Source organism: Streptomyces sp. SS7 (genome assembly GCF_037993025.1).
GTDB lineage: Bacteria > Actinomycetota > Actinomycetes > Streptomycetales > Streptomycetaceae > Streptomyces.
This window is the reverse complement of record NZ_CP141223.1, coordinates 6,615,651-6,639,742: the sequence shown is the minus strand read 5'-3', so window position 1 is coordinate 6,639,742 and position 24,092 is coordinate 6,615,651. Positions and strand designations below refer to the sequence as shown.

Annotated in this window: 25 protein-coding genes; 10 read left to right on the top strand and 15 right to left on the bottom strand. The window is 71.3% G+C overall.

All coding sequences use genetic code 11. The features are described from left to right. Positions 1-79 precede the first annotated feature (79 nt). Positions 80-1,222: a serine hydrolase domain-containing protein gene (locus U5640_RS30600; protein WP_340379732.1), complete on the top strand. Its 1,143-nt coding sequence runs from the start codon at positions 80-82 to the stop codon at positions 1,220-1,222. 183 nt (positions 1,223-1,405) lie between these two features. Here the strand turns inward: U5640_RS30600 and U5640_RS30595 are convergent, their stop codons facing one another. The 3 genes from U5640_RS30595 to U5640_RS30585 all read right to left on the bottom strand — a co-directional run bounded on the left by U5640_RS30595 (position 1,406) and on the right by U5640_RS30585 (position 4,050). Next, entirely contained in the window at positions 1,406-2,320 is a 915-nt protein-coding gene (locus tag U5640_RS30595) for a UTP--glucose-1-phosphate uridylyltransferase (protein ID WP_340379730.1), read from the bottom strand. A 69-nt stretch (positions 2,321-2,389) separates the two neighbouring features. Beyond that, complete coding sequence (locus tag U5640_RS30590; protein WP_340379728.1) at positions 2,390-3,013, bottom strand: TetR family transcriptional regulator; 624 nt, start codon at positions 3,011-3,013, stop codon at positions 2,390-2,392. A gap of 26 nt (positions 3,014-3,039) precedes the next feature. Beyond that, positions 3,040-4,050: an aldo/keto reductase gene (locus U5640_RS30585; RefSeq protein ID WP_340379726.1), complete on the bottom strand. Its 1,011-nt coding sequence runs from the start codon at positions 4,048-4,050 to the stop codon at positions 3,040-3,042. Positions 4,051-4,180: 130 nt separating this feature from the next. On the opposite strand from U5640_RS30585, the gene U5640_RS30580 reads away from it, so the two are divergent. Next, positions 4,181-5,299: an endonuclease/exonuclease/phosphatase family protein gene (locus U5640_RS30580; protein ID WP_340379724.1), complete on the top strand. Its 1,119-nt coding sequence runs from the start codon at positions 4,181-4,183 to the stop codon at positions 5,297-5,299. Positions 5,300-5,374: 75 nt separating this feature from the next. Here U5640_RS30580 and U5640_RS30575 read toward each other — a convergent pair whose 3' ends face one another. Next, a complete protein-coding gene (locus U5640_RS30575) occupies positions 5,375-6,757 on the bottom strand; it encodes a glycine--tRNA ligase (protein ID WP_340379722.1) in 1,383 nt (460 codons plus the stop codon). A 206-nt stretch (positions 6,758-6,963) separates the two neighbouring features. On the opposite strand from U5640_RS30575, the gene U5640_RS30570 reads away from it, so the two are divergent. Genes U5640_RS30570 through U5640_RS30555 form a run of 4 tightly spaced genes read left to right on the top strand, consistent with a single transcriptional unit; the run spans position 6,964 to position 10,130 of the window. Next, a complete protein-coding gene (locus U5640_RS30570) occupies positions 6,964-7,920 on the top strand; it encodes a metal ABC transporter substrate-binding protein (protein WP_340379720.1) in 957 nt (318 codons plus the stop codon). Between the two features lie 22 nt (positions 7,921-7,942). Further along, on the top strand, positions 7,943-8,758 hold the full coding sequence (locus U5640_RS30565; RefSeq protein WP_340379718.1) for a metal ABC transporter ATP-binding protein: 816 nt from the start codon (positions 7,943-7,945) through the stop codon (positions 8,756-8,758). After that, a complete protein-coding gene (locus U5640_RS30560; protein ID WP_340379716.1) occupies positions 8,758-9,660 on the top strand; it encodes a metal ABC transporter permease in 903 nt (300 codons plus the stop codon). The genes U5640_RS30565 and U5640_RS30560 overlap by 1 nt, the downstream gene beginning before the upstream one ends. A 59-nt stretch (positions 9,661-9,719) precedes the next feature. Next, positions 9,720-10,130 (top strand): transcriptional repressor, encoded by a 411-nt coding sequence (locus tag U5640_RS30555; RefSeq protein WP_340379714.1) that lies wholly within the window; start codon positions 9,720-9,722, stop codon positions 10,128-10,130. 98 nt (positions 10,131-10,228) lie between these two features. Here the strand turns inward: U5640_RS30555 and U5640_RS30550 are convergent, their stop codons facing one another. From U5640_RS30550 to U5640_RS30515, 8 genes are all read right to left on the bottom strand, one after another. Beyond that, on the bottom strand, positions 10,229-11,068 hold the full coding sequence (locus U5640_RS30550) for an isoprenyl transferase (protein ID WP_340379712.1): 840 nt from the start codon (positions 11,066-11,068) through the stop codon (positions 10,229-10,231). 17 nt (positions 11,069-11,085) lie between these two features. After that, entirely contained in the window at positions 11,086-11,835 is a 750-nt protein-coding gene (recO, locus tag U5640_RS30545; RefSeq protein ID WP_340379710.1) for a DNA repair protein RecO, read from the bottom strand. 91 nt (positions 11,836-11,926) lie between these two features. Continuing rightward, positions 11,927-12,922, bottom strand: coding sequence for a hypothetical protein (locus tag U5640_RS30540; protein ID WP_340379708.1), 996 nt, complete (start codon positions 12,920-12,922; stop codon positions 11,927-11,929). A gap of 42 nt (positions 12,923-12,964) precedes the next feature. Beyond that, a complete protein-coding gene (locus U5640_RS30535; protein ID WP_340379707.1) occupies positions 12,965-13,933 on the bottom strand; it encodes an SCO2521 family protein in 969 nt (322 codons plus the stop codon). Next, complete coding sequence (locus U5640_RS30530) at positions 13,933-14,919, bottom strand: SCO2522 family protein (protein WP_340379705.1); 987 nt, start codon at positions 14,917-14,919, stop codon at positions 13,933-13,935. Before U5640_RS30530 ends, U5640_RS30535 begins: the two co-directional genes overlap by 1 nt. Continuing rightward, positions 14,916-15,836, bottom strand: coding sequence for an SCO2523 family variant P-loop protein (locus tag U5640_RS30525; protein ID WP_340379703.1), 921 nt, complete (start codon positions 15,834-15,836; stop codon positions 14,916-14,918). The genes U5640_RS30530 and U5640_RS30525 overlap by 4 nt, the downstream gene beginning before the upstream one ends. 13 nt (positions 15,837-15,849) lie before the next feature. Continuing rightward, complete coding sequence (locus U5640_RS30520; RefSeq protein WP_340379701.1) at positions 15,850-17,694, bottom strand: SCO2524 family protein; 1,845 nt, start codon at positions 17,692-17,694, stop codon at positions 15,850-15,852. A 53-nt stretch (positions 17,695-17,747) separates the two neighbouring features. Beyond that, positions 17,748-18,509 carry an SCO2525 family SAM-dependent methyltransferase gene (locus U5640_RS30515; protein WP_340379699.1) on the bottom strand — a complete coding sequence of 254 codons (762 nt, stop codon included), beginning with the start codon at positions 18,507-18,509 and terminating at the stop codon, positions 17,748-17,750. 96 nt (positions 18,510-18,605) lie between these two features. Between U5640_RS30515 and U5640_RS30510 the strand changes: the two genes are divergently transcribed. After that, positions 18,606-19,082, top strand: coding sequence for a GNAT family N-acetyltransferase (locus U5640_RS30510; protein WP_340379697.1), 477 nt, complete (start codon positions 18,606-18,608; stop codon positions 19,080-19,082). A gap of 213 nt (positions 19,083-19,295) precedes the next feature. Next, on the top strand, positions 19,296-19,784 hold the full coding sequence (locus U5640_RS30505) for a GNAT family N-acetyltransferase (protein WP_340379695.1): 489 nt from the start codon (positions 19,296-19,298) through the stop codon (positions 19,782-19,784). Here U5640_RS30505 and U5640_RS30500 read toward each other — a convergent pair. Next, positions 19,765-20,226 carry a protein phosphatase gene (locus tag U5640_RS30500; protein ID WP_340379693.1) on the bottom strand — a complete coding sequence of 154 codons (462 nt, stop codon included), beginning with the start codon at positions 20,224-20,226 and terminating at the stop codon, positions 19,765-19,767. The two genes, U5640_RS30505 and U5640_RS30500, sit on opposite strands and share 20 nt — an antisense overlap. 80 nt (positions 20,227-20,306) lie before the next feature. Between U5640_RS30500 and U5640_RS30495 the strand changes: the two genes are divergently transcribed. Together U5640_RS30495 and U5640_RS30490 are read left to right on the top strand one after the other, a co-directional pair. Continuing rightward, positions 20,307-20,834, top strand: coding sequence for a SigE family RNA polymerase sigma factor (locus U5640_RS30495; protein ID WP_340379691.1), 528 nt, complete (start codon positions 20,307-20,309; stop codon positions 20,832-20,834). Next, positions 20,831-21,751: a hypothetical protein gene (locus U5640_RS30490; RefSeq protein WP_340379689.1), complete on the top strand. Its 921-nt coding sequence runs from the start codon at positions 20,831-20,833 to the stop codon at positions 21,749-21,751. Before U5640_RS30495 ends, U5640_RS30490 begins: the two co-directional genes overlap by 4 nt. A 160-nt stretch (positions 21,752-21,911) precedes the next feature. Here the strand turns inward: U5640_RS30490 and U5640_RS30485 are convergent, their stop codons facing one another. Continuing rightward, entirely contained in the window at positions 21,912-23,114 is a 1,203-nt protein-coding gene (locus tag U5640_RS30485; RefSeq protein WP_340379687.1) for a sialidase family protein, read from the bottom strand. A gap of 108 nt (positions 23,115-23,222) precedes the next feature. Then, positions 23,223-23,918, bottom strand: a complete 696-nt coding sequence (locus U5640_RS30480; protein WP_340379685.1) for a TerB family tellurite resistance protein — start codon at positions 23,916-23,918, stop codon at positions 23,223-23,225. Positions 23,919-24,092 lie beyond the last annotated feature (174 nt).

Sequence of the window (24,092 nt, the reverse complement as noted above, 5' to 3'; positions counted from 1 at the left end):
GCCCGGCGATGAGTTCCGGGAGCGCGGGGAGTCGTAGGGGGGACAGCGCTCGTCGTTCCCGCACCGGAAGGCCCTCGCCATGAGCACGCTCCACGCCACCCTGCGACGGTACGTCGACGACGGGACGGTTCCCGGGGCCGTGGGCCTGGTGGCCCGGGGGGACGAGGTGGAGGTGGTGACCGTGGGCTCGGTCGACGCCGAGGGCTCCGCCCCGATGGCCCGCAACTCGCTGTTCCGGATCGCGTCGATCACCAAGCCGCTGACGGCGGCCGCGCTGCTGATGCTGGTGGACGAGGGCGTGGTGGCACTGGACGCGCCGGTGGCGGAGTGGCTTCCGGAGCTGGCCGGCCCCGTGGTGGTGCGCACGCCGTCCGGTCCTGTGACGGACGTCGTCCCGGCGGCCCGCCCGATCACCGTCGAGGACCTGCTGTCCTCCCGTCCCGGCTGGGGCTTCCCGTCCGACTTCACACTCCCGGCGGTGCGGGCGCTGTTCGCGGTGCAGAAGGACGGGCGGGCGCCGCAGGCGTACCCGGCCCCGGACGTCTGGCTGGCCGAGCTGGCCCGGGTCCCGCTGCTGCACCAGCCGGGCGAGGCCTGGCTGTACGGCACGGCGTCCGACCTCCAGGGTGTGCTGATCGCCCGGGCGTCGGGCCGGTCCCTGCCCGGCTTCCTGGCGGAGCGGCTGCTGGAGCCGCTGGGGATGAAGGACACCGCGTTCGAGGTCCCCGAGGAGAAGCGGGACCGTTTCACGACCGCGTACCGGTCCGACGGCGCCGGGGCGCTGGAGGTGACGGACCGCCCGGACGGCCAGTGGAGCCGGCTCCCCGCGTTCCCCTCGGGCGGCGGGGGCCTGGTCTCCACGGCCGACGACTGGCTGGCATTCGCCCGGCTGCTCCTGGACGGCGGCGGCGGGCTGCTCTCCCCCGCCTCGGTCGCCCGGATGACGAGCAACCACCTCGGCGCGCGTCAGCGCGACGGGGGCACCCTGTTCCTGGAGGGCCAGGGCTGGGGTTACGGCGGCCAGGTGGACGTCGCTCCCCTGGCCCCCTGGAACGTGCCCGGCCGCTACGGCTGGGTCGGCGGCACGGGCACCACGGCGCACCTCGTCCCGGCCACCGGGACGGTCACGGTCCTGCTGACCCAGGTGGCGATGGAGAACCCGACCCCGACCCCGCTGATGCGGGACTTCTGGCGGTGCGCGGCGACGGCGCAGACCCGCTAGTGCCGTGACCGGGAAGGTTTGCCGGGAAGCTCGCGGCGTCCGGTGCGGTGCATCGCAAGGCGGAGCGTCGCCCGCGTACTGGATGTACTCGGGTGATGCGACAACGCGGCGAGGTGCCGTGCCGGGCGTCGCGAGCCGGTGAACCTTTCCGGTCACGGCACTAGGGGGTGTTCGCAACACCCCCTAGGCCGCAGGGTCCGACCCAGTGCCGTCGAGGTCGCTGACCAGCCCGCGCAGCCGCGGCCCGTACTCGGGGTGGGCCAGGGCGTGGGCCATCTGGGCGATCAGGTAGTCGGCGGGGTTGCCGGTGTCGTACCAGCGGCCCTGGATGACCTGGCCGTAGACGGCGCGGGTGGCGGCGTAGGCGTTGATCGCGTCGGTCAGGTAGATCTCGCCGGTGCGGTGCTCGTACCAGCGGCGGGTCTGCTCGCGGAGTTCGTCGACGATGCCGGGGGTGATGACATAGCCGCCGATGGCCGCGTAGGAGGAGGGTGCGGCCTCCGGCTCGGGCTTCTCGACCAGGCCGGTGATGCGCAGGGTGCCGGCGCCGAGGTCCTCCTTGACGAGGGGGACGCCGTAGCGCTGCGAGTCGGCGGGGTCCATCGGCATGAGGGCGAGGACGGGGCAGCCGGTCTGCTCGTGGGCGCGGATGAGCTGCTGGGCGCGGGGGACCTCGGCCACGAACACGTCGTCGGGCCACAGCACGAGGACGGGTTCGTCGCCGAAGGAGCGGGCGGCGTTGAGGACCGGGGTGCCGTTGCCGTAGGGGCCGCGCTGGTCGAGGTAGGTGATGTGGCCCCGGCGGGCCAGCTCGGCGATCTCCTCGACGGCGTCGGCGTAGGCGGGCTTGCCGTCGGCGCGGAGCTGCTCGACGAGGGCGGGGTTGGGGCGGAAGTGGTCCTGGATCAGGGATTTGCCGCCGGAGACGACGATGGTGATGTCCGTGATGCCGGAGTCCACCAGCTCGCGCACGGTGTGCTCGATCACCGGTTTGTCGCCGACCGGGAGCATCTCCTTGGGTGTCGCCTTCGTCAGCGGCAGCAGCCGGGAGCCGAGTCCGGCGGCGGGGATCACCGCCCTGCGGATCGTCGGGGGCATGGAGGTCCCTCCCGGTTCGTCTCGGTGTCGCGGGTGGTGGTCGGTCCCGCGCGTGGTCGGCCGCACACTCTAGTCCGCCGGGGTGTCGGCCGCCTGTCCGGCGCCCAGGCCCCTCACCAGCAGGTCCACCAGCGCCTCGAAGTCTGCCTGCGCCTCGGGCCGCTCCCACACGGTGAGGTACCGGGGGTCGTGGAAGCGGGCGGTGGCGTGGAAGACGGCGCGGGCGGCGGCGGGCGGGTCGCAGGCGGCGAAGGTGCCGGCCGCGACGCCCGCCGTGATGATCGTCGCGAGCTGGCCGGTGAGGTCGGCGATGTGCCGGCGGACGACCTCGCCGTTCTCGTCGGACAGCACCAGGTAGGTGGCGAACAGTTCGGGGTCGTCGCCCGCCTTGCGCCGCTTGGCCTCGAAGAGGGCGGCGAGCCAGGCGCGCAGCCGGGCCCGCGGGGCGCGGGTCTCGTCGGCCGCCAGCCCGGCGAGGGCTTCGGAGGTGCGGTCCAGCCACCGCTGGGTGACCGCCTCGCGCAGCGCCGCCTTGGTGCGGAAGTGGCGGTAGACGCTGCCGTGGCTGACCCCGAGCGCGCGGGCCACGTCGACCACGGTGGCCTTGGCGGGGCCGTGGCGCCGCAGCACCTCCTCGGTCGCTTCGAGGATGCGCTCGGGGGTCAGGATCTCGGAGGTCTGCGGCGGAGCCATGGTTCAGACGGTACCGGGCAGGGGGTTCAGCGCTCGCTGTCGAGGTGTTCCATCGCCGCCGGCGCATAGCGCGCCCCGGCCGCCGCGTCGGCGGGCACGGCCTCCTCGATCGCCGCGAGGTCCGCCTTGTCGAGGACGACGTCCAGGGCGCCCAGCGACTCCGCGAGCCGCTCCCGGCTGCGGGCGCCGATCAGCGGGACGATGTCCTCGCCCTGGGCGAGGACCCAGGCGATCACGGTCTGGGCGACGGAGACGCCCTTGCGGTCGGCGACCTCGCGCAGGGCCTCGACCAGGTTCAGGTTGTGCCGGAGGTTGTCGCCCTGGAAGCGGGGCGAGAAGGTCCGGAAGTCGCCCGCGGCGAGCTGCCGTTCGGCCGTGAAGTGCCCGGAGATCAGGCCCCGGCCGAGGACGCCGTACGCGGTGACGGAGATGCCCAGTTCGCGGGTGACGGGCAGGATCGACCGCTCGATGCCCCGGGAGATCAGCGAGTACTCGATCTGGAGGTCGGCGATCGGGGCGGTCGCGGCGGCCCGGCGGATGGTCGCGGCGCCGACCTCGCTGAGGCCGATGTGCCGGACGTATCCCTGCTCGACGAGTTCGGCGAGGGCGCCGACCGTCTCCTCGACGGGGACGTCGGGGTCGAGGCGGGCGATGCGGTAGACGTCGAGGTGGTCGACGCCGAGGCGCTGGAGGGAGTAGGCGGCGAAGTTCTTCACCGCGGCGGGCCGGCCGTCGTAGCCGAGCCAGGCGCCGTCCGGGCCGCGCAGGGCGCCGAACTTCACACTGAGCAGGGCCTGCTCGCGCCGGGCGGCGGGCGCGGTGCGCAGGGCCTCGGCGATGAGGAGCTCGTTGCTGCCCATGCCGTAGAAGTCGCCGGTGTCCAGCAGGGTGACGCCGGCCTCCAGCGCGGCGTGGATCGTGGCGACGGACTCGGCGGGGTCCGCGCCGCTGTACAGGGCGGTCATGCCCATGCAGCCGAGGCCGAGGGCGGAGACGCGGGGGCCGGTGCTGCCGAGGGGGCGGGTGGGGAGGGTCATGCCGTCCAGCCTGACACCAGGAATGACAGATATCAATATCTGTCATTCCATACCTGTCGACGCGACAGGAGTACCCGCCGGACGGACAATAGGGATTGTCCGTGAACAGTCACCTCCCCAGGAGGGGACCATGACGCTCCGTATCGGCACGTACAACGCGGAGAACCTGTTCCGCCGCCCCAAGGTCTTCGAGCTGGGCGACGAGGAAGAACGCGGACGGGTCCTCGCCGACTTCACCGAACTGCTCGGCCTGCTCGACCGGGCCGTCTACAGCGACGACGACAAGACCCGGATCGCCGAGATCGTCAAGGAGCACCGGGCCTGGGACCAGGACCCCCGGCACGAGCCGCCGCCCTTCGTCGTCAACCAGACCCGGGGCGGCGGCGCCGCCCTCTTCGTCACGCATCCCCCGGAGGACGATCCCGTCATCGAGGTCGTCGCCAAGGGCCGCGCCAAGTGGACCGGCTGGGTCGAGATGGTGCGCTCGGAACTCGACTGGGACGTGGTCCGCAACACCGGCCGGGTGGTCGCCGAGGTCAACGCCGACATCCTGCTCACGGTCGAGGTCGAGGACCGGCTCACCCTGGACCGGTTCAACCGGCAGGTGCTCGGCGGAGCACTGGGGAAGCAGCCCTACCCCTACAGCATGCTGATCGACGGCAACGACCCGCGCGGCATCGACGTCGGCATCCTCAGCCGCCACCCGATCACCTCGATCCGCTCGCACATCTTCGACCTGCGGCCGAACGGGGAACCGGTGTTCAGCCGGGACTGCGTGGAGCTGGAGATCGCGGTCAACGGCACCCCGCTGTGGATCCTCGGCAACCACTTCAAGAGCAAGCGGGGCGGCGGCTCGGCCGGCGCGGCACTGCGGCTGGCCCAGGGTGAGCGGGTCGCCCAGATCTACGCGGACGCCCTCGGACGCTCCCCGCGGGTACTCATCGCGGGCGACCTGAACGACTCCCCGGAGAGCCCGGCCGTCAGGAAACTCCTCGCCACCGGCGCGCAGGACGCGATGAGCCACCCCTCGTACACGGGCGACCTCGGCACCTTCGGGACCGGTCACTCGCTGGACCAGAAGATCGACTACCTGCTGTGCTCGCCGGAGCTGTTCGGCAAGGTGCAGCACGTGGACGTGGAGCGGCGGGGGGTGTGGGCACCGAAGTCGTTCAAGTCCTTCGACACGGTGACCTCCAAGGCCGACGAGGCCTCGGACCACGCGGCGCTCTACATGGACGTCGATCTGTAGGACGCCGTGAAACGGCGAGGCCGGCCCGGCGGGTCTCCCCCGTCCGGGCCGGCCTCCCGTGGAACCGGCGGATCCCTAGCAGCCGAGCAGGCGGCCCGCCAGGTAGCCCTCGATCTGGTCGAGGGAGACGCGCTCCTGCTTCATGGAGTCACGCTCGCGCACGGTGACGGCGTTGTCGTCGAGCGTGTCGAAGTCGACCGTGACGCAGTACGGCGTGCCGATCTCGTCCTGGCGGCGGTAGCGGCGGCCGATCGCGCCCGCGTCGTCGAACTCGATGTTCCAGTGCTGGCGCAGCGCGGCGGCGAGACCCTTGGCCTTCGGGGACAGCTCCGGGTTGCGGGACAGCGGCAGGACCGCGACCTTCACCGGGGCCAGGCGGTGGTCGAGGCGCAGGACCGTGCGCTTCTCCAGCTTGCCCTTGGCGTTGGGGGCCTCGTCCTCGACGTAGGCGTCGAGGAGGAACGCCAGCATCGCGCGGCCGACACCGGCCGCGGGCTCGATGACGTACGGCGTCCAGCGCTCCTGGGCCTCCTGGTCGTAGAACGCGAGGTCCTGGCCGGAGGCCTTGGAGTGGGCGGACAGGTCGTAGTCGGTGCGGTTGGCGACGCCCTCCAGCTCGCCCCACTCGTTGCCGCCGAACTGGAAGCGGTACTCGATGTCAGCGGTGCGCTTGGAGTAGTGGGAGAGCTTCTCCTTCGGGTGCTCGTACCACCGCATGTTCTCCTCGCGCAGGCCCAGGCCGGTGTACCAGTTCCAGCGCTGCTCCATCCAGTACTCCTGCCACTTCTCGTCCTCGCCCGGCTTGACGAAGAACTCCATCTCCATCTGCTCGAACTCGCGGGTGCGGAAGATGAAGTTGCCGGGCGTGATCTCGTTGCGGAAGGACTTGCCCATCTGCGCGATGCCGAACGGCGGCTTGCGGCGCGAGGTGGTCTGCACGAGGGAGAAGTTGGTGAAGATGCCCTGGGCGGTCTCGGGGCGCAGGTAGGCGACGGAGCCGGTGTCCTGCGTCGGGCCGAGGTGGGTGGAGAGCAGACCCGAGAACTGCTTGGGCTCGGTGAACTGGCCCTTCGTACCGCAGTGGGTGCAGTTGATGTCGGCCAGCCCGTTCGCCGGGGGACGGCCGTGCTTGGCCTCGTAGGCCTCCTCCAGGTGGTCCGCGCGGAACCGCTTGTGGCAGGAGGTGCACTCGGTCAGCGGGTCCGAGAAGGTGGCGACGTGACCGGAGGCGACCCAGACCTCGGGGGCCAGGATGACGGACGAGTCGATACCGACCACGTCCTCGCGCGACGTCACCATGTAGCGCCACCACTGGCGCTTCAGGTTCTCCTTGAGCTCGACACCCAGCGGTCCGTAGTCCCAGGCGGCACGCTGGCCGCCGTAGATCTCACTGCAGGGGAATACAAAGCCACGGCGCTTGCTCAGGCTGACGATGGTGTCGATCTTGTCGGCGGCCACGGTGCTCTCTTCATAACGACGACGGGCGACGAAGCGAGATGCTTCCAGCGAATGGTTCAGGGTACCGGCGGGTGCTCCCCCTGAATCAAATCGGTTCCCTTACCGGGCCCCTTGCCCGGCCCTTGCCCAGCCCTTGTCCACCCCTTCACCCGGGTCCGGGACGGGCTTGTTGACAACGGTTTCCATATTTGTTGAAAATGACTGTCATGAACGTACGGCGTCAGCGCATATCCGGCATAGCCATGGCGGCCACCGCCGCCCTCGGGCTCGGCACCCTCACCGCCTGCTCGGGGGCCAGTGCCGCCGGCAACACCGACAGGTTCGACGTCGTCGCGTCGTTCTATCCGATGGCCTTCCTCGCCGAGCGGATAGGCGGCGACCACGTCCACGTCACCAGTCTCACCCAGCCCGGCCAGGAACCGCACGACCTGGAGATCAGCGCCCGGCAGACCGCGCAGCTCCAGGAGTCCGACGCGGTGCTCTACCTCAAGAACCTCCAGCCCTCCGTCGACGACGCGGTGGCCCAGTCCGAGGTCAAGACCAAGATCGACGCCGCCTCCCTGACCTCCCTGGAGAAGCACGGCAACGAGGTCGGCGGCCACGCGGCCGAGCACGACGACCACGCGAACGAGGAGCTGTCCGGCCTCGACCCCCACATCTGGCTCGACCCGGTGCGCTACGCCCAGGTCGCCGAGGGCGTCGGCAAGGCCTTCGAGAAGGCCGACCCGGACCACGCGGCCGACTACCGGGCCAACACCGCGGCCCTGGTGAAGCGGCTCGACGCCCTGAACACCGAGTTCAGAACCGGCCTCGCGCACACCGCGACCAAGGTCTTCGTCACCACCCACGCCGCCTTCGGCTACCTCGCCGAGCGCTACGGCCTGACCGAGGAGGCCATCAACGGCCTCGACCCCGAGTCGGAGCCCAGCGCCGCGCGCGTGAAGGAGCTTGAGAAGATGGCGAAGGCCGACGGCGTCACCACCGTGTTCTACGAGACGCTCGTCAGCGACAAGACCGCGAAGACCATCGCCTCCGACGCCGGACTGTCCACGGACGTCCTCGACCCGATCGAGGGCATCACGGACAAGTCCCGCGGCAAGGACTACTTCTCGGTCCAGCAGGCGAACCTCAAGGCGCTCCAGAAGGCCCTGGGAGCCAAGTGACCAGCCGATCGGAGAAAGCGGCATGACCGCAAGCGGTACGACGGAGCCCGTCATCTCCCTGCGCGGGGTCCGCGCCGACCTGGGCGCGCGCCCGGTCCTGCGGGGCATCGACCTCACCGTGCACCGCGGTGAGGTCGTCGCGCTGCTCGGCGCCAACGGCTCCGGCAAGTCCACCGCCGTGCGGACCGTCATCGGCCAGGTGCCGATCGGCTCCGGCGAGATCGAGCTGTTCGGCACCCCCCGCCGCCGGTTCCGGGACTGGGCGCGGATCGGTTACGTCCCCCAGCGCACCACGGCCGCCGGCGGCGTCCCCGCCACCGTCACCGAGGTCGTCTCCTCCGGCCGCCTCTCCCGCACCCGCTTCGGCGTCTTCCGCAAGGGCGACCGGGAGGCCGTACGGCACGCCCTGGACCTCGTCGGCATGGCGGACCGCGCCAGGGACAACGTCGACGCCCTCTCCGGCGGCCAGCACCAGCGCGTGCTGATCGCCCGCGCCCTCGCCTCCGAGCCCGAACTGCTCATCATGGACGAGCCGATGGCGGGCGTGGACCTGGCCAGCCAGGAGGTCCTGGCCCAGACCCTGAAGAACCAGGTCGCGGCCGGCACGACCGTCCTGCTCGTCCTGCACGAACTGGGCCCCCTGGAACCCCTGATCGACCGGGCGGTCGTCCTGCGCGACGGCTGCGTACAGCACGACGGCCCGCCGCCGAAGGCCGCGGCCAGCACTCCCCCACTCTCGGCTTCGCTCGAGCGGGGGGACCCCCAGCCCGGCCACGACCACGTACACCCGCACGCCCCGGCGGGTGCCGAACCGATGCGCACAGGACTGCTGAGCTGATGGACTTCCTCGACTACGCCTTCATGCAGCGGGCGCTGCTCGCCGCCGTCCTGGTCGGCATCACCGCCCCCGCCGTCGGCATCTACCTCGTCCAGCGCCGCCAGGCCCTGATGGGCGACGGCATCGGCCATGTCGCCATGACCGGCGTCGGCCTCGGCTTCCTGCTCTCCGCGTCCCCGGTCTGGATGGCGACCGCGGTCTCCGTCCTCGGCGCGGTACTGATGGAACTCATCCGCTGGTACGGCCGCACCCGCGGCGACATCGCCCTCGCGATGCTCTTCTACGGCGGTATGGCCGGCGGCGTCATGTTCATCAACCTCGCGCCGGGCGGCTCCAACGCCAACCTCACCTCGTACCTCTTCGGCTCCCTGTCGACGGTGTCGGACTCCGACGTCACGTCGATCTGCCTGCTGGCCGCGTTCGTCGTCCTGGTCACCGTGGGCCTGCGCCGCCAGCTGTTCGCGGTCAGCCAGGACGAGGAGTTCGCCCGCGTCACCGGCCTCCCCGTGCGCGCCCTGAACCTGCTGACCGCGGTCACGGCCGCGGTGACCGTGACGGTCGCCATGCGGGTCGTCGGCCTGCTGCTGGTGTCCGCCCTGATGGTGGTCCCGGTCGCCGCCGCCCAGCAGCTCAGCCGCAGCTTCGCCGCGACCTTCGCGATCGCCGTGGCGATCGGCGTGAGCGTGACCGTCGGCGGCACGGTCACCTCGTACTACCAGGACGTCCCGCCCGGCGCGACGATCGTGCTGCTGACCATCGCCGCGTTCCTCGCGCTCGGCGCGCTGGCCGCTCCCCTGGCCCGCCGCCGCGCCCGCGCGGCCGCCGCCGCCCACCCCGTCGGAGATCCGGCGGAGTGCACGATTCCGGCCAGTCGGGGGGCGGGCGGCGCGGTCGGTGTCTGACTCGGCTCGGGGCGGGCTGGCACAATGGCCCGGCAAGCCGCAGACGTGAGGAGGCAACGGTGACGACCGCTGGACCGCCCGTGAAGGGCCGTGCCACCCGGCAGCGCGCCGCCGTCGCGGCGGCACTGGACGAGGTCGACGAGTTCCGCAGCGCCCAGGAACTCCACGACATGCTCAAGCACAAGGGCGACTCCGTCGGCCTGACCACCGTGTACCGCACCCTCCAGTCCCTGGCCGACGCCGGAGAGGTGGACGTCCTGCGCACCTCCGACGGCGAGTCCGTGTACCGCCGCTGCTCCACCGGCGACCACCACCATCACCTCGTCTGCCGTAGTTGCGGCAAGGCGGTGGAGGTGGAGGGACCGGCGGTGGAGAAGTGGGCGGAGGCGATCGCCGCGGAGCACGGGTTCGTGAACGTCGCCCACACGGTGGAGATCTTCGGGACCTGCGCGGAGTGCGCCGCGAGTTGAGCGCCGGGGGCGGGTGCGGGTGCGCTGTGGCCGCTCGCACCGTTCCCCGCGCCCCTGGAGGCGGTCACCGGGCGGTCACCGGGCGGTCACCGGGTGACCTACCGGTCCTCGGTCCTTCCCTCCATGGCCAGGAGTTCCTCGTTCGGGATGGCGCCGCCGAAACGGCGGTCCCGGGAGGCGAACTCCACGCACGCCCGCCACAGGTCGCGGCGGTCGAAGTCCGGCCACAGCACGTCCTGGAAGACCATCTCGGCGTACGCGCTCTGCCAGATCAGGTAGTTGGAGGTGCGCTGCTCGCCGCTGGGGCGCAGGAACAGGTCCACGTCCGGCATGTCGGGGTAGTACATGTACTTCTGGAGCGTCTTCTCGTTGACCTTGGAGGGGTCGAGGCGGCCCGCCCTCACGTCCTCGGCCAGGGCCTTCGCGGCGTCGGCGATCTCGGCGCGGCCGCCGTAGTTCATGCAGAAGTACAGGGTGAGGCGGTCGTTGCCCTTGGTCTGCTCCTGGGCGATCTGGAGTTCCCTGGCGACCGACTTCCACATCCGGGGCATCCGGCCCACCCAGCGCACCCGGATGCCGAGCGCGTCGAGCTGATCGCGGGTCTTGCGGATGAAGTCGCGGTTGAAGTTCATCAGGAAGCGGACCTCGTCGGGCGAGCGCTTCCAGTTCTCGGTGGAGAAGGCGTACAGCGAGATGTTCCGCACACCGATCTCCACCCCGCCCTGGAGGACGTCGAGGACGCGCTCGGCGCCGACCTTGTGGCCCTCGGTGCGGGGCAGTCCGCGCTCCTTGGCCCAGCGGCCGTTGCCGTCCATGACGATCGCCACGTGCTCGGGGACCAGCTCGCCGGGGAGCTTCGGCGCGCGGGCGCCGGACGGGTGCGGCTCCGGCGCCCTGTACTCCTTGCGCTGCCGCCCCAGGAACCCGCGTACGACCATGTGCCTCTCGTCTCCCTCTAGCTCTTCTCTACATACCTGAGCGAGCGCAGCCCGCGCTCCAGATGCCAGTGGAGGTACGCGGACACCAGCCCGCTGCCCTCCCTGACGTACCGGGCCTCCGCCGTGTCCGCCGTCTCCCAGTCTCCCGTAAGCAGGGCGCCCAGGAGTACCAGGGTCTGCGGCGAGGGTACGACGCTGCCGGGCACCCGGCAGTCGACGCAGACGCTGCCGCCCGAGGCGACCGAGAAGAACCGGTTCGGGCCGGGCATCCCGCACCGCGCGCAGGCTTCGAAGCTGGGCGCGTAGCCGTTGACGGCGAGGGAGCGCAGCAGGAACGCGTCGAGGACGAGGTGCGGGGCGTGCTCGCCGCGGGCCAGGGTCCTGAGCGCCCCCACGAGCAGCAGGTACTGCTGGACGGCCGGTTCGCCCTCGTGGTCGGTGAACCGCTCGGCGGTCTCCAGCATGGCCGTCCCGGCGGTGTAGCGGGCGTAGTCGGTCACGATGGCGCCGCCGTACGGCGCGATGGTCTCGCTCTGGGTGCACAGCGGCAGCCCGCGTCCGACGAGCTCGCCGCCCCGGGAGAAGAACTGCACGTCGACGTGGGAGAAGGGTTCCAGGCGGGCGCCGAACTTGGACTTCGTCCGCCGCACCCCGCGGGCCACCGCCCGTACCCGGCCGTGTCCGCGGGTGAGCAGCGTGATGATGCGGTCGGCCTCGCCGAGCTTCTGCGTCCGCAGGACGATGCCGTCGTCCCGGAAGAGACTCATCGCGCACCACCGCGGCACCGCTGGGAGCGGAACTGGCTCATGCCGCCCATTCTCGCCTACGCGGCGCCCGCCGTGTGCCGGGGCGTGCGGTTCAGGGACGGCCTCGCCGCTGGGAGGGAGGGACCGGCCGGGGTTCGGGTTCGAGTTCGGGTTCGACGGCCGTCTCCCACAGCTCGTCGAAACGGCTGACCCGCTCCTGGACACGGCTCCTGCCCGCGTCGAGTCTGGTCTGGAGCTTGCCGTCCATCCGGTCGGGTTCGAACTCCAGATACAGCTCGCGATCGAAGATCACGACGTCTCGCACGGCCGCCCGGTGGTGCCGGTTCCGCGTGAGGACGGTGTAGCGGACCTTGATCCCGAGGTCGCTCTGTTCCTTGCAGAGCTGGAGGAATCTGCCCATGAACTCCTCGTCGTCCTCCTTTCCGGCCTCGAGCATGAACAGCCGCCGGACGCTCACGCCGGAGACCCTCATCGCCTCGGTCTGTGCGTAGAGGTAGTCCCCCGCCGGGTCGGTGTCCCAGAAGGGCCGGTCGACGGAACTGCTCGTGGCGTCGATGGTCCGCCGGGCGCACGCGGTGAGCCGGAGGAGCCACTCGTTGTTGTCCCGCGGCCAGTGGGCCGTCATGCCGGTCAGCTCCGTGACGACCGAGGCGAGGCTGTCTATCTCGGCACGGGCGAAGGCCTTCGCTATCTCCGGCCCGTGCGCCCCCACCCTGGTCGCACTCCTGATCAGACGTCTCACATCGCTGGTGCTCATCCCCGCCTGGTCGAGTTCGCTCAGGAGCCCGGCGGCCTCACTGAGGTGGACGAAGTGCTCGTGGAGTTCCTCCGTCCGGCGGCGCTGACCGGTCTCCATCGCGGTCAGCCGCTGCTCGAAGTCGACCAAGTACTGCACGATGAGTGCGGAACCACCGATGACGATGGACACCGCGAGCTTCCACAGGTCGTCCCCGGACTGGTTCACCAGATTGGTGATCACGTAGGCGACGGTGCTCACCACCACCGTGATCAGTGTCTTGAGCACGACGGGCGCTATGCGCACCCCTCCCGTCGTGGCCGGTCCCGGTGTGCCCGACGCTCCGTCCATGCCGTCCTCTCCCCCGCCAGGTGTCCGTAGGATGGTGCCCGGTCAGCGCGAGGCCGGCACCTCGTTCCCCGAACGAATCGCGTGCAGCGACAGTTGGTCGCGGACGCGCTGGGCGAGGGCGTTCCACTGCCTGCTGTAGCCGGGGGTCCGTTCCAGTTCCCGCCACGGGGTGTGCAGGGCGCCGTCGACGCGGGCCCGGGGCATCCACAGGTGCAGCAGGTGGTCGACGAGGGGGCGCAGCACCTTCAGGACGGCGCGGCCGTCCTCGGAGCCGACGCGCAGTCCGTCGAGTCTGTCGGCGACGGTGGTCAGCAGCCAGTCGTGCAGCGCGAGGTCCTCGCAGAGCCCGGCCGCGGCGGTGGGGGCGGTGCCGGGCGGCAGCCGCAGCTCCACGATCCGCAGCCCGTCCTCGGCCTTGGTCAACCGCACCGAGGCGTCCTCTCCGTCGGCCGCCGCTGCCGCCGTCCAGCGCAGGCTGGTGTCGGCGGTGGTGAGCGGGGCGGCGTGGTCGAGGATGCGGTGCTGCCGGCAGATCCTCGCGAGCAGGCCGCCGGCGATGGACCCGAGGTCGAGCTCGCCGGGCTGGTGGCCGGTCAGGAAGCCTTCGGTGAGGGCCTGCACGGGCAGCCGGCCGACCGGGACCAGGATGCCGGGGCGGACCAGGTAGTAGCCCCAGGGCCGGCGCCGGTCGGGGCCGGCGGCGGGTGCGGAGAAGTACGCGGTGGCCTGGAGGACCCGGCCCTCGGTGAGCGCCGCCCGTGCGGTGACCGTGCCGACGGCGCGGCTGCGGGCACCGGTGGCGGTGGGCAGCCGGCAGTCGACGCCGGTGAGGACGTCCGGGGAGACGGCGTGCCGGTTGGGGTGCCGGGAGACCCGTACGCGTTCGTCGGCGCGCAGCCGCAGCAGTTCCACGGCGGCCCCCTCGTCGACCGCGTCCCGGGTGGGCAGCAGACAGGTGCGCACCTCACCGCAGACGAGGACGGGACCCGAGGCGGTGCCCAGGCCGTCCATCACAACCCCGGCGGGAACACGTAGGAGGTGCGGTCGACGACGCCGGCGGGTACGGCGAAGCCCTCCACGGCGGACCGTTCGGCGACCTGGGCGAGCGCCGCGGCCTCGACGTCGACCTGGTCGAGGATGACGCGTACGGCGTGCTCGACGGGCAGGAAGCGGGCGGGCAGGACGCTGCAGGTGACGTAGGCCGTGAAGGGCGCGGCCTGCGGGTTGAGGCGCAGGACGGGCGGCAGCGCGTCCCACTCGGCCGGGAACTCCTCGTCGTCCCAGGGGGTGGGGGTGAGCACGGCGCGGCCGTTGTCGCGCAGCAGGCCGAGGCGGACGAGCTGCCATACGGAGGCGAGGAAGGCGCAGGACCAGGTGCGGTCGTCGTCGGGGCCGTTCCAGAGTTCGACGTCCATGAAGACGGAGTGGCCGCGGGCGCCGGTCTCGCTGGGCGGCTGCCAGACGGTGCCGGTGGAGTCGAGTGCGGCGGAGGTGCGCCGGGCGGGGGCGCGGCGGCCGTTGGTGAGCCAGCCGGTGCGGCTGACGGGCGGGCGGAAGCCGTTGCTGCCGGGCGGGGGTGACTCCACGAGCCGGTGCAGGACGGCCTCGGCGAGTTCGGCCCGGTCGCGGCGGGCCGGGTCGGCCACGGCGCAGCCCGACTCGCGGGCGAGGTAGTCGATGGTGAGTCCGGCGTCGGCGGCGGCGGCCAGCAGGGGCGGGATCAGTTCGGCGGGGGTGGAGAGCCGGGAGAAGTAGTCGTCGATGAGGAAGCAGGTGCTGATCCGGGGGCGCCGCCCGGTGCCCAGCGGGCCGAGGCCGGCCCGGGCGGCGTCCACCCAGGGCCGTACGGCGGTGAAGTGCCGGCGCAGCCGGGCGGGCCCCTCGACGAAGTCCTCCATGTACAAGTGACCCAATTCCAGGGAGAGATGGGAGAACGGAACGGATTCCGTGCGTGGTTCGGCGCTGGTCTCCCGGAAGACGGCCGCGGACCGGTTCACAACTCCCCCCAGAACTTGTCGTCGCTCACCCGCTGGGCGAGATCTCCCATGGCCTGCCAGGTCTCGTTGTTGACGATCCTGCGGTCGTGCACGTCCTGGTCGGTGATGAGGCGTTCCTGCCATTGCAGGACGGGTTCCAGCGGAATGGAGGCCAGGACCCTGGTCCTGCCGATTCCGCGGCCCGCGGCGAGTTGTTCGAGTTCCTTGTCGCACTTGCGCATCCAGGCGTACTGCGCGGGCGAGACCTGTGACCACAGGGGCGACTCGAGATCGGGTACAGCGGCCCGGACGAAGCGGGTCGAGCCGTTGATCGTGTCCGGCCGGTGCCCCATGGCCATACCCGCCTGCACGATTCCCTGTTTCCCGTACACGAGTTCGGCGGCGGCCATCACGTGCTGTCGGGTCCAGCGGTGATAGACGAGCCAGCGGGTCTTGAGCCGGCCGAGTCCGCCGCGGGGCGAGGTGGCGACCAGGGCGAGGTCCATCGCATAACTGCGTCCGGCGCTCAGGTCGACGATGATGACGTCGAATTCGCGTTTCAGACCGAGGATCAGGTCGACGCAGCGGTGCAGGTTCTCCTCGTCGGTGACGAACTCCCCGCCGGTGCGGTCGCCGGGCAGCAGGACGAGCCGGCCGGAGCCGCCCGGCCTGCTGCGCAGGTCGGGGTGTTCGGTGCGGGCCCAGACGTCGACCCGCAGGGGTGCGCCGGTCTCGCCCTGGAGGTAGGAGTGCAGCCCGTGCCCCTCGGCCGCGGTGAGCACGTCGGGCAGGTCGAACACGGCGGCGGCGGTCGGGGAGCCGAAGTCGAAGTCCAGGTAGCAGACGTCGTCACCGCCGAGCGCCAGATGGTAGGCGAGGTTGGCACTCGTCACGGAGCGGCCGGTGCCTCCCTTGTCGGAGGCGGCGAACACCAGCACGGATCACACCTCCTCAGTCCGTCTCACGGGCGCGGGTGAGAACGTCGAGCCGGCGGAGAACGCCGAGGGCCAGTCCGTAGGCGGTGCCGGGCTGTTTGTCGACCAGCCCACGGGCGCGGCGCAAGTCCGCCTCCGCTCTCTTGATCTCTTCACCTTCGGTACTCCTGGGAGCCGGCGCCGGACGATCCTCTTGTTCTTTGCCCAGAAGATGCGCGGCCTCGCTGATCACCGACCGTGCCAGCGCGGACAGTTCGGGACTGCGGATCGGGTCCCGGCCGTACAGGGTGTGCGCGGCGACCATGCATTCCGAGACGCGCTCGGTGATGCTCCACGACAGGGACACCTTGCCGACGGGGGCCTCGGGATGGACGGCGTGGACGTCGTCCCAGAGTCCGGCTCCTTCCCCCTCGCTGATCCGGCGCCTCCAGATGTGATCGAGGATGTCCTCGGCCAGTCTGAGCAACCGGTCCTCCAGAGAGATGTCCCGGGACAGGGCGCACAGTTGGACGGTCCGCTTGAACAACTGGGTGGAGAAATCACTCATCGTCCAGGTCATGGGCGGGCCCAGGGTGCCGCTGCCCAGCAGCGGCATGGCCACACCGGGGCTGTGCACGGCGACGGCGGGATCGTCCCGGCTGACGCCACCGGTGATCCCACCGCGTTCGGCGAGGCGTTCCATCACGCTGACGAGTCGTGTGAGGTCGTGCTCGGTGGCACGGCGACGCATCAGGTCGTGCACCAGGATGGAGACCACGGTGAGCGAGAAGTACGCCGATTCCGGCAGACCGGGCGTGGTGCGCCAGGGGATCGCCTCCAGGGGCCAGGCACCCTCTTCGAAACGGGCGATGGTCGACCAGTACTGCTGCGTGATCTCCCAGCGCAGTCGGAGAGCATCGGCCAGCTTCTGCTGCTCCGCGTCGAGCAGCCCGAGGACGAAGGTGCGATCGGAGAAGAGGTCGATGATGCCGTCCAGGGCGACGACGGTGAAATGAAGGTAGGGCGCGCCGTGGGCGACACCCCGGGGCTGGCGGCCCCTGGCCCGGGACGGGTCCGCTCCTGTGTCGATCTCCGGCGCACCGTTCACCACGCTCCATGCCCAGCCGCACTCGAACAGCCGGTTCTCGTTGCGCAGTTCTTCGGTGACCTCGCTGCTGAGCCCGAGGGTGAAGCTCTCGGCGATCAGCGCGCGCAGGGAGGCGAAATGGTCTTGGAAGCGCTGCACCACCTGCCGGTCGGAGAGCCGGCCGCGGCCGAGTAACTGGGCGAGTGCCTCCCCCTGTTTGGAGGAGATGTCGACGACGTTCACGGTGAAGGAGCGCAGCAGGCCCACCATCGCGGCGGTGAGCCGGGCGTTGGCGTCCTTCGTGAGCCCGTCCATGAGCCTGAGGGCGGGCTCTCGCCGGGTCTTCGCCCGGTAGCCCTTGCAGAATTCGAGCGTGGCCAGACACAGGCTCACCGACATGGAGTAGGAGTCGACCGCATCGACTGCCCGCTGTTCCTCGGTGAGTTCGTCCTCCGGATCGGCGGGGGCGTAGTAGTGACCGCCGGAGAAGGTGGGGCCCTCCTCGTCCCGGTGCTCCGCCATGAAGTCGGCAAGGGCCTCCACGAGGCGCAGCGGGATGTCGGTGGTGTCACCGGCCCTGGCGAGTGCGCGGGCCACGTCCGGCTGCGTGGTGTCCGGGTCGTCCAGCCGGAACGCGTCGATCTCCGTGGCCGGGTAGAGGAGACAGAGCAGCCGCTCCGCGTCCGCGACGCTGTTGCGGCCGCCGTCCCCCCAGGACCATTCGCCTTCCTCGAAGGAGTGGCGGGCGAGGGCCCGCCACATTTCCAGTAGGTGCTGACGCGGCTTGATCTGCATCCTGAGCCCCCTCACACAGATCATGTCGTCAGGGCAGTGCAAGACCTACCCGTCTAGCGGAACCCACAAGCAAGGATCATGGAGGTGTACCCGGTTCGTACTTTGGGTCCGCCGATCCGGTGAATCAGGAATTCCCTGGCGTGGGCGTCGACCGCCGCATGAATGTCGGCCTGATCCACGTTGCACGCGGGGAATTCGGTGTCTCCCACGGTGTACCCCTGGGAGCCCTCCATGAAGGCTGCCGCGAACGGAGCCCCAGGGGCGAGCGATTCCAGGAAGCACTTCACGCCCAGCTCGAAGTCGTCCAGGTCGGTGGAGATGGACTCGGCGACGAAGAACATGGTGCCGATCTCCCATTGCCCGGGCCGGAAGCTCAGGTCGAAGAGGTCTCCTTGCTCGACCCGGGCCACCTTGCCGAGTCTGGCCCACGGGCCCTCGGACAGGGCGGCGTAGGAGTCGTCCGTGCACAACTGCTGCCAGAAGGCGTCCCAGCCGGAGTCGTGCTGGGCGAGTTGCCGCTCCAGGTACCGCAGATTCGGCGTCGACCGGTCGATCAAGGTGATCCCGTCGCACCAGGGGAGCATCGTGAACGCGGGGTAGAGGTTCGCGCCCGTGCCCACGTCGATGCCCCGCAGCGGCCGACCCGGATTCCTGCGGAAATGATCACCGAAATGGGAACGGACGATCGAAATGATCTCTTCGTCGGCGTGCAGCACCGTACGGTAGTTCTTCTCGACGTAGTCATCGGGGTCGAAGGCGTCCCAGATTTCCGCCGTGTTCGGCTGCGCAGGATTTCCAGGTGATCCCAAGGGCATGCCCCACGGTAGCAGCACGGGCGATCCCGGCACCCGGCACCGAACACGCCATCGGGGGACTTGAACGAACAGGGATCACCGGGCAATTCTGGTGCGATGCCAGCACTTCACCCGACCCTTCGGGTACGCAAGGCCACTCAAGACGATATGACCGATCTCATGCGTGTGGACGGTGAGGCCTTTCCCCGCGACCCGTACCCCCGGTCCGTCCTGAGCCAGTTCATGGACACGTTCGCCGACCATCTGAGGGTCGTGGAGGACGAGGGGCGGCTGTGCGGATACGTACTGGCCACGCCGCCGGACAGAGCACGCAGCTGGATCTTCAGCCTGGGGGTCGCCAAGGACAGCCGCGGGCAGGGGCTGGGCCGGAGACTGATGACGGAGACGATCCAGGCGCTGAGGGACGAGGGCACGGCCACCGTCCTGCTGTGGGTCGAACCGGGCAACAAACCGGCGGTCGCCCTCTACGAGTCCCTGGGGTTCGTGCCCTCGGGCGACACGGTCAAGGATCATTTCGGTCCCGGTGAGGACCGCCTCCTCATGACGCTGACGCTGTCAACGGCCCGGGACTGAAGTCCCGGGCTTGCACAGCGGGCGCCACTGGGTGTGGTGCTGCGCTTGCGTCCTGTCCCGCCCTCGGGTGTCGGGGGTGGGTCTGGGGCGGTTGGAGTGGACTCTGCCGCTTCCCCGGAAATGATCACTGTACGCCCGGGGTCGAAGTCGTCCCAGGGAGCGTCGGCATTCCGCACGGGGTGGCAGAAGCCCTCACGAGTCATGATGGAGTTCATGCTCCCATTCCCAGGAGAGCCCGGCGAACCGGGAAGGACGCGGTTGCGGATCCGCAGCGCCACCGAAAACGATCTGCCGCAGCTCGAGCGCCTGGACGAGGAGGCCTTTCCCTGCAACGCCTACCCGTTCTTCGTCCTGCGCCAACTCATCACCGCCTTCCCCGACTTCCTGCTCCTCCTGGAGGAGGACGGCGCGGTGCACGGCTATGTGCTCGCCACCTCGCCGCACGAGGCGCAGAGCTGGATCCTCAGTCTCGCCATCGCTCCCGTCCAGCGCGGACGGGGCCTGGGCCGGCAGCTCATGACGGAGCTCCTCGGCGGGCTGCGCGCGCGGGGCACCCACTCCGCCTGGCTCTCCGTGGAGCCCGGCAACGAGACGGCCGTCGCCCTCTACCTCTCCCTGGGCTTCGTCCCGGACCCCGGCGGCCCCCGCGAGGACTGCTTCGGTCCCGGCGAGGACCGGCTGCTCATGTCGCTGACGCTGTGAACCGCCGTACGAAACGCCGCTGCCACGGCGTCTCCACCGCGTGCCGGTCGTAGTACCGGCGCACGAACGCCACGGCCTCGGCCGCCGGTACGCCGTCCAGCACCGCCAGACAGGCCAGCGCCGTCCCGGTCCGCCCGCGCCCGCCGCCGCAGGCGACCTCCACCCGCTCGTGCGCCGCCCGCCGCCACGCCTGCGCGAACGCGGCGCGGGCGTCGGCGGGGTCCGCGGGCAGCCGGAAGTCCGGCCAGCGCACCCAGCGCCCCTCCCAGGGCGTCGGCGGCGGCTCCTTGCCGAGCAGATAGATCCCGTACGACGGTCGCGGCGCCGCCGGATCCAGCTCCCGCCGCAGCCCGCGCCCCCGCACGGTCCGCCCCGACGGCAGCACCAGCACACCGGGCTCACCGGCCCGCCAGCCCCCGCACGCCTCCGAAGACTCGTCCATCCCCTCATTCGAACCTGCGCCACCCGTACAGGCAACCGATTCCCCCCGGCCGGTGGTCTGGAGGGCGAGGAGGGTGCTTGATGCAGGCCGAACTAGAGGATCGGTTCCAGGAGTTCGTCAGAGCGCGGTGGTCCCGGCTGGTGCGGACCGCGTATCTGCTCACGGGGGACGTCCACCACGCGGAGGACCTGACGCAGACCGCGCTGGCCAAGGCGTACCGCTCGTGGAAGCGGATCGCGCGCACCGACAACCCGGAGGCGTACGTCCGGCGGATGCTGGTCAGCTGCAACAGCGACCGGTTCCGCAAGCGGCGGGTCACCGAGGCGCTGACCGCGGCGCCGCCGGACCGGGCGGGGCTGGACGAGGTCACCGGGCGGGTGGAGGAGCGCGGCTCCCTCATGGCCGGGCTGGCCCAGCTGCCCAAGAAGCAGCGGGCCGTGGTCGTCCTGCGGTACTGGGAGGACCTCTCGGAGGCAGAGGTCGCCGAGGTGCTCGGCTGCTCTCCGGGCACGGTCAAGAGCCAGGCGTCGAAGGGGCTGGCGAAGTTGCGCACATATCCGGGACTGGCGCCCAGCCGCGCCGTCTCCGGGCAGGGAGGCACCAGGTGAACGGCGACCGGCACGCCGACGGGGCTGACGAGTTGTTCGAGAGGCAGTTGCGGGAGCTGCTGGTGCGGGACGCCGACATCGTCCGCCCCGCACCGGCCCCGTACCCGGCGATCAGGAGGCAGGGCATGGCGGAACGACGGCGCCGGATGACGGCGGTGGGAGCGGCGCTGGTCGCGCTGACCGTGGTGCCCGTGGGGGCGTACGCGTGGGCCGGCGGGAACGGGGACCGGGGTGCCGACACGGCGGCGCCGATGACCTCGGCCAGCGCCCCGGCGAGCCCTGGGGCGACGGAGCCGTCCTCCGGTCCCCAGCGGCCGGCGAGCGATGCGCAGCTGCTCGACGGCATCACCTTCACGCAGGCCGCGGAGGGGCTCCAGAAGTGCCTGGACGCCGAGCGGGTCTCGTCCATCACCGACATGCCGGGCAAGGCGTCGGACTACCGGATCATCCTCGCCGCGAAGAGCACCGGTGACTCCAACAGCCCCGGCGACGGCTTCCACGTCGTCGCGGTGCGGGACGGCTCGGTCGGGGCCCGGCTGATCTGCAACGTCAAGGGCGGCGAGGCCGACGGCATCAACATCAGCTCCGGAGACGCCGCGGCCCCGGAGGCGGGCGTGGTCGTGCCCGACCCCAACGGCGCCCGCCTGTACATGCAGTCGGTCATCGACAAGGGGAAGTGGAAGCTGCCGTTCCGATGGGCCGCCATCGGCTACGTCGACCCGTCGGTCACCCGGGTCACCGTCTCCTACGGCGACAGCACCGTCGACCCGGCCGTCCTGGACCACGGCTGGTACATCGCGTCCGGGACCCTGAACGAGCAGGTCGAACTCGCCCCGCACGTCATGGGCTACGACGCGGCCGGCAAGCTGGTCTACGACTCCGACACCGACAAGACGTACGACCGCGAGCTGCCCTAGTGCCGTGACCGGGAAGGTTTGCCGGGAAGCTCGCGACGTCCGGTGCGGTGCATCGCAAGGCGGAGCGTCGCCCGCGTACGGGATGTACTCGGGTGATGCGACAACGCGGCGAGGTGCCGTGCCGGACGCCGCGAGCCGGTGAACCTTTCCGGTCCCGGCACTAGGTCGTGTCCGCGGCGCCCCTCCAGAGGCGGGTGGTGTCCAGGCGGCGGAACTCGATCGTCTCGTACGGCCCCGCCGTCCCCGTCTCGTACAGCAGACCCACCGTCCGCGCGTCCACCGGCACCAGGTCGGAGTAGGCGGCGGGCCGTTCGGAGAGGGTCACCGCCCGGGTGAAGGACGTGCCGTTGTCCGTGCTGCGCCAGACGGCGAGGGCGCGGCGGGCGGTGGGGTCGGAGGGGGCGGAGAACAGCAACGGGGCTCCCGCGCCGAGGAGTTGGAGCGTGCTGCCCTGGACGACGGGGGCGTCGGCGAGGGCGGGCTGCGGGGCGTAGGGGTGGAGCAGGGTCTCGCCGCCGTCCGCGGAGACGGCGTCCACCCGGTTGCCGGGCGCCCGGCCGCCCTGGTCCCGGGCGTTGAAGTAGACACGGCCGTCGGGCAGTTGGGCGGCCGTGCTCTCGTTGGGGTTGACCGTGCCGTCGTGGCCGGCGTCGACGAAGCCCAGCCGCCAGCTGCGGCCGCCGTCGTCACTGAGCAGGGCGTGGCCACCGTAGTGGCGGGCCTCCCGGCCGGTGTCGGCGGAGCCGGCGGGCGGGGCGGCGGAGTGGTCGGCGGGGACGACCAGCCGGCCCCGGTGCGGGCCCCGGGTGAGGGCGAGGGCATGGCCGGGGCCGGTGGCGTACCAGCGCCAGGACGGCAGCCGGACCTCGTCCGTGATGTCCCGCGGCGGGGTGAACCGGCGGCCGTCGTCCGCGCTGCGCTGCACGTACACCCGGCGGCCCGGCGCCTCGCCGCGCATGATCTGCGCCTCGGTCGCCGTGCCGGGGTTGGCGCAGCTCACCAGGACCACGGCCCCGGTGCGCGGGTCGACCACCGGCGCCGGGTTGCCCCGGGTGTCGCCGTCCCCGGCGGCCACCACGGTCAGCGGGCCCCAGGTGCAGCCGCCGTCCGTGGAGCGGCGCAGCACGATGTCGATGTCCCCGGTGTCCCCGGCGCCCACCCGGCGCCCCTCGGCGAAGGCCAGCAGGGTGCCGCGCCGGGTGCTGACGGCGGCGGGGATCCGGTAGGAGGCGTAGCCGTCCCGGCCGGAGACGTACGGCACGGACGAGCCGCAACGACCGGCGCTCGCGACGGCCGGGCCGGCGGCGCCGAGGGGGGCCAGCAGAACGGCGGCGGCGAGGAGGGCACGGCTGAGCGGGGTCATCGCGGCTCCTTGGACGGACTCCTCATATGGTCCCCGGCGTCACCGTCCGCGGCTGGTACGCCACGACGGCGGGCCGCGCTCGGTCCCGCCCGGCCGGCCTCCCTGTGGTCAGGAGGGCGTCCCCGCCGCCGTCAGCAGGCGGGTGACCTCCTCCGCGTCGATCGTCAGGGCCGCGCCCACCGTGGCGAGGACCTCGCGTTCGGCGGGGGTGTAGGGGCCGTCCGCGAGGGCGATGCGGGCGCCCTGGAGGAGGATCGCCTCGCGGCCGGTGGGAGCGAGATGGGGGGCGAGGGGGTCGAGGGCCTCGTGGAGCTCTATGGCGAGTCCGGCGCCGCAGGGTTCGCCGTAGGTGCGGCCGGTGTCGGCGGCGAGGGCGTCGACGAGGGCGGCGAGCTGTTCGCGGGTGCAGTCGGTGAAGCCGGCCGCGCGGACCGCCTCGGCGGCGGTGTCGAGGGAGGGGCGGGCGCAGGTGCCGCCCGCGGAGAGGACGGCGAGGGCGACGGTGTGGACGGCGTCGCGGAGCATCGCGGAGAAGCGGGTGGTGGTGGGGTGGTCGAGGGCGTCGGTGCCGTACTGGCACCGGCAGGCCGCGCACTCGACGACCGGGCCGGTCTCGCCGCGCGAGAGGACGGGCAGGCCGAGGAGGGTGAATCTGCGGCGGCCGGTCAGCCGCTGGTAGTTGCGGTCGCCGCCGCAGCCGGGGCAGAAGAACTCGCCGTCCCCGACGGGTGTCCACGCGGTGCGGGTGCCCAGGATGCGGGCAAGCCAGGTGACCTGGCCGTCTCGTCCCCGTCCTGGCAGCACGTCGCACCTCCGTAACCCCGCGGCAACATCGCCACGTCTGCGTGATGTTAGCCACAGGGGGGAGGAGTAGTCAGCACCCAGGACGATACCTTTCCGTGACCTCCACGGAACGGTGGCCGATAAGCGACGGGGCCTTGATCGCCGTATACGGCGGTCAAGGCCCCGAAACAGCCG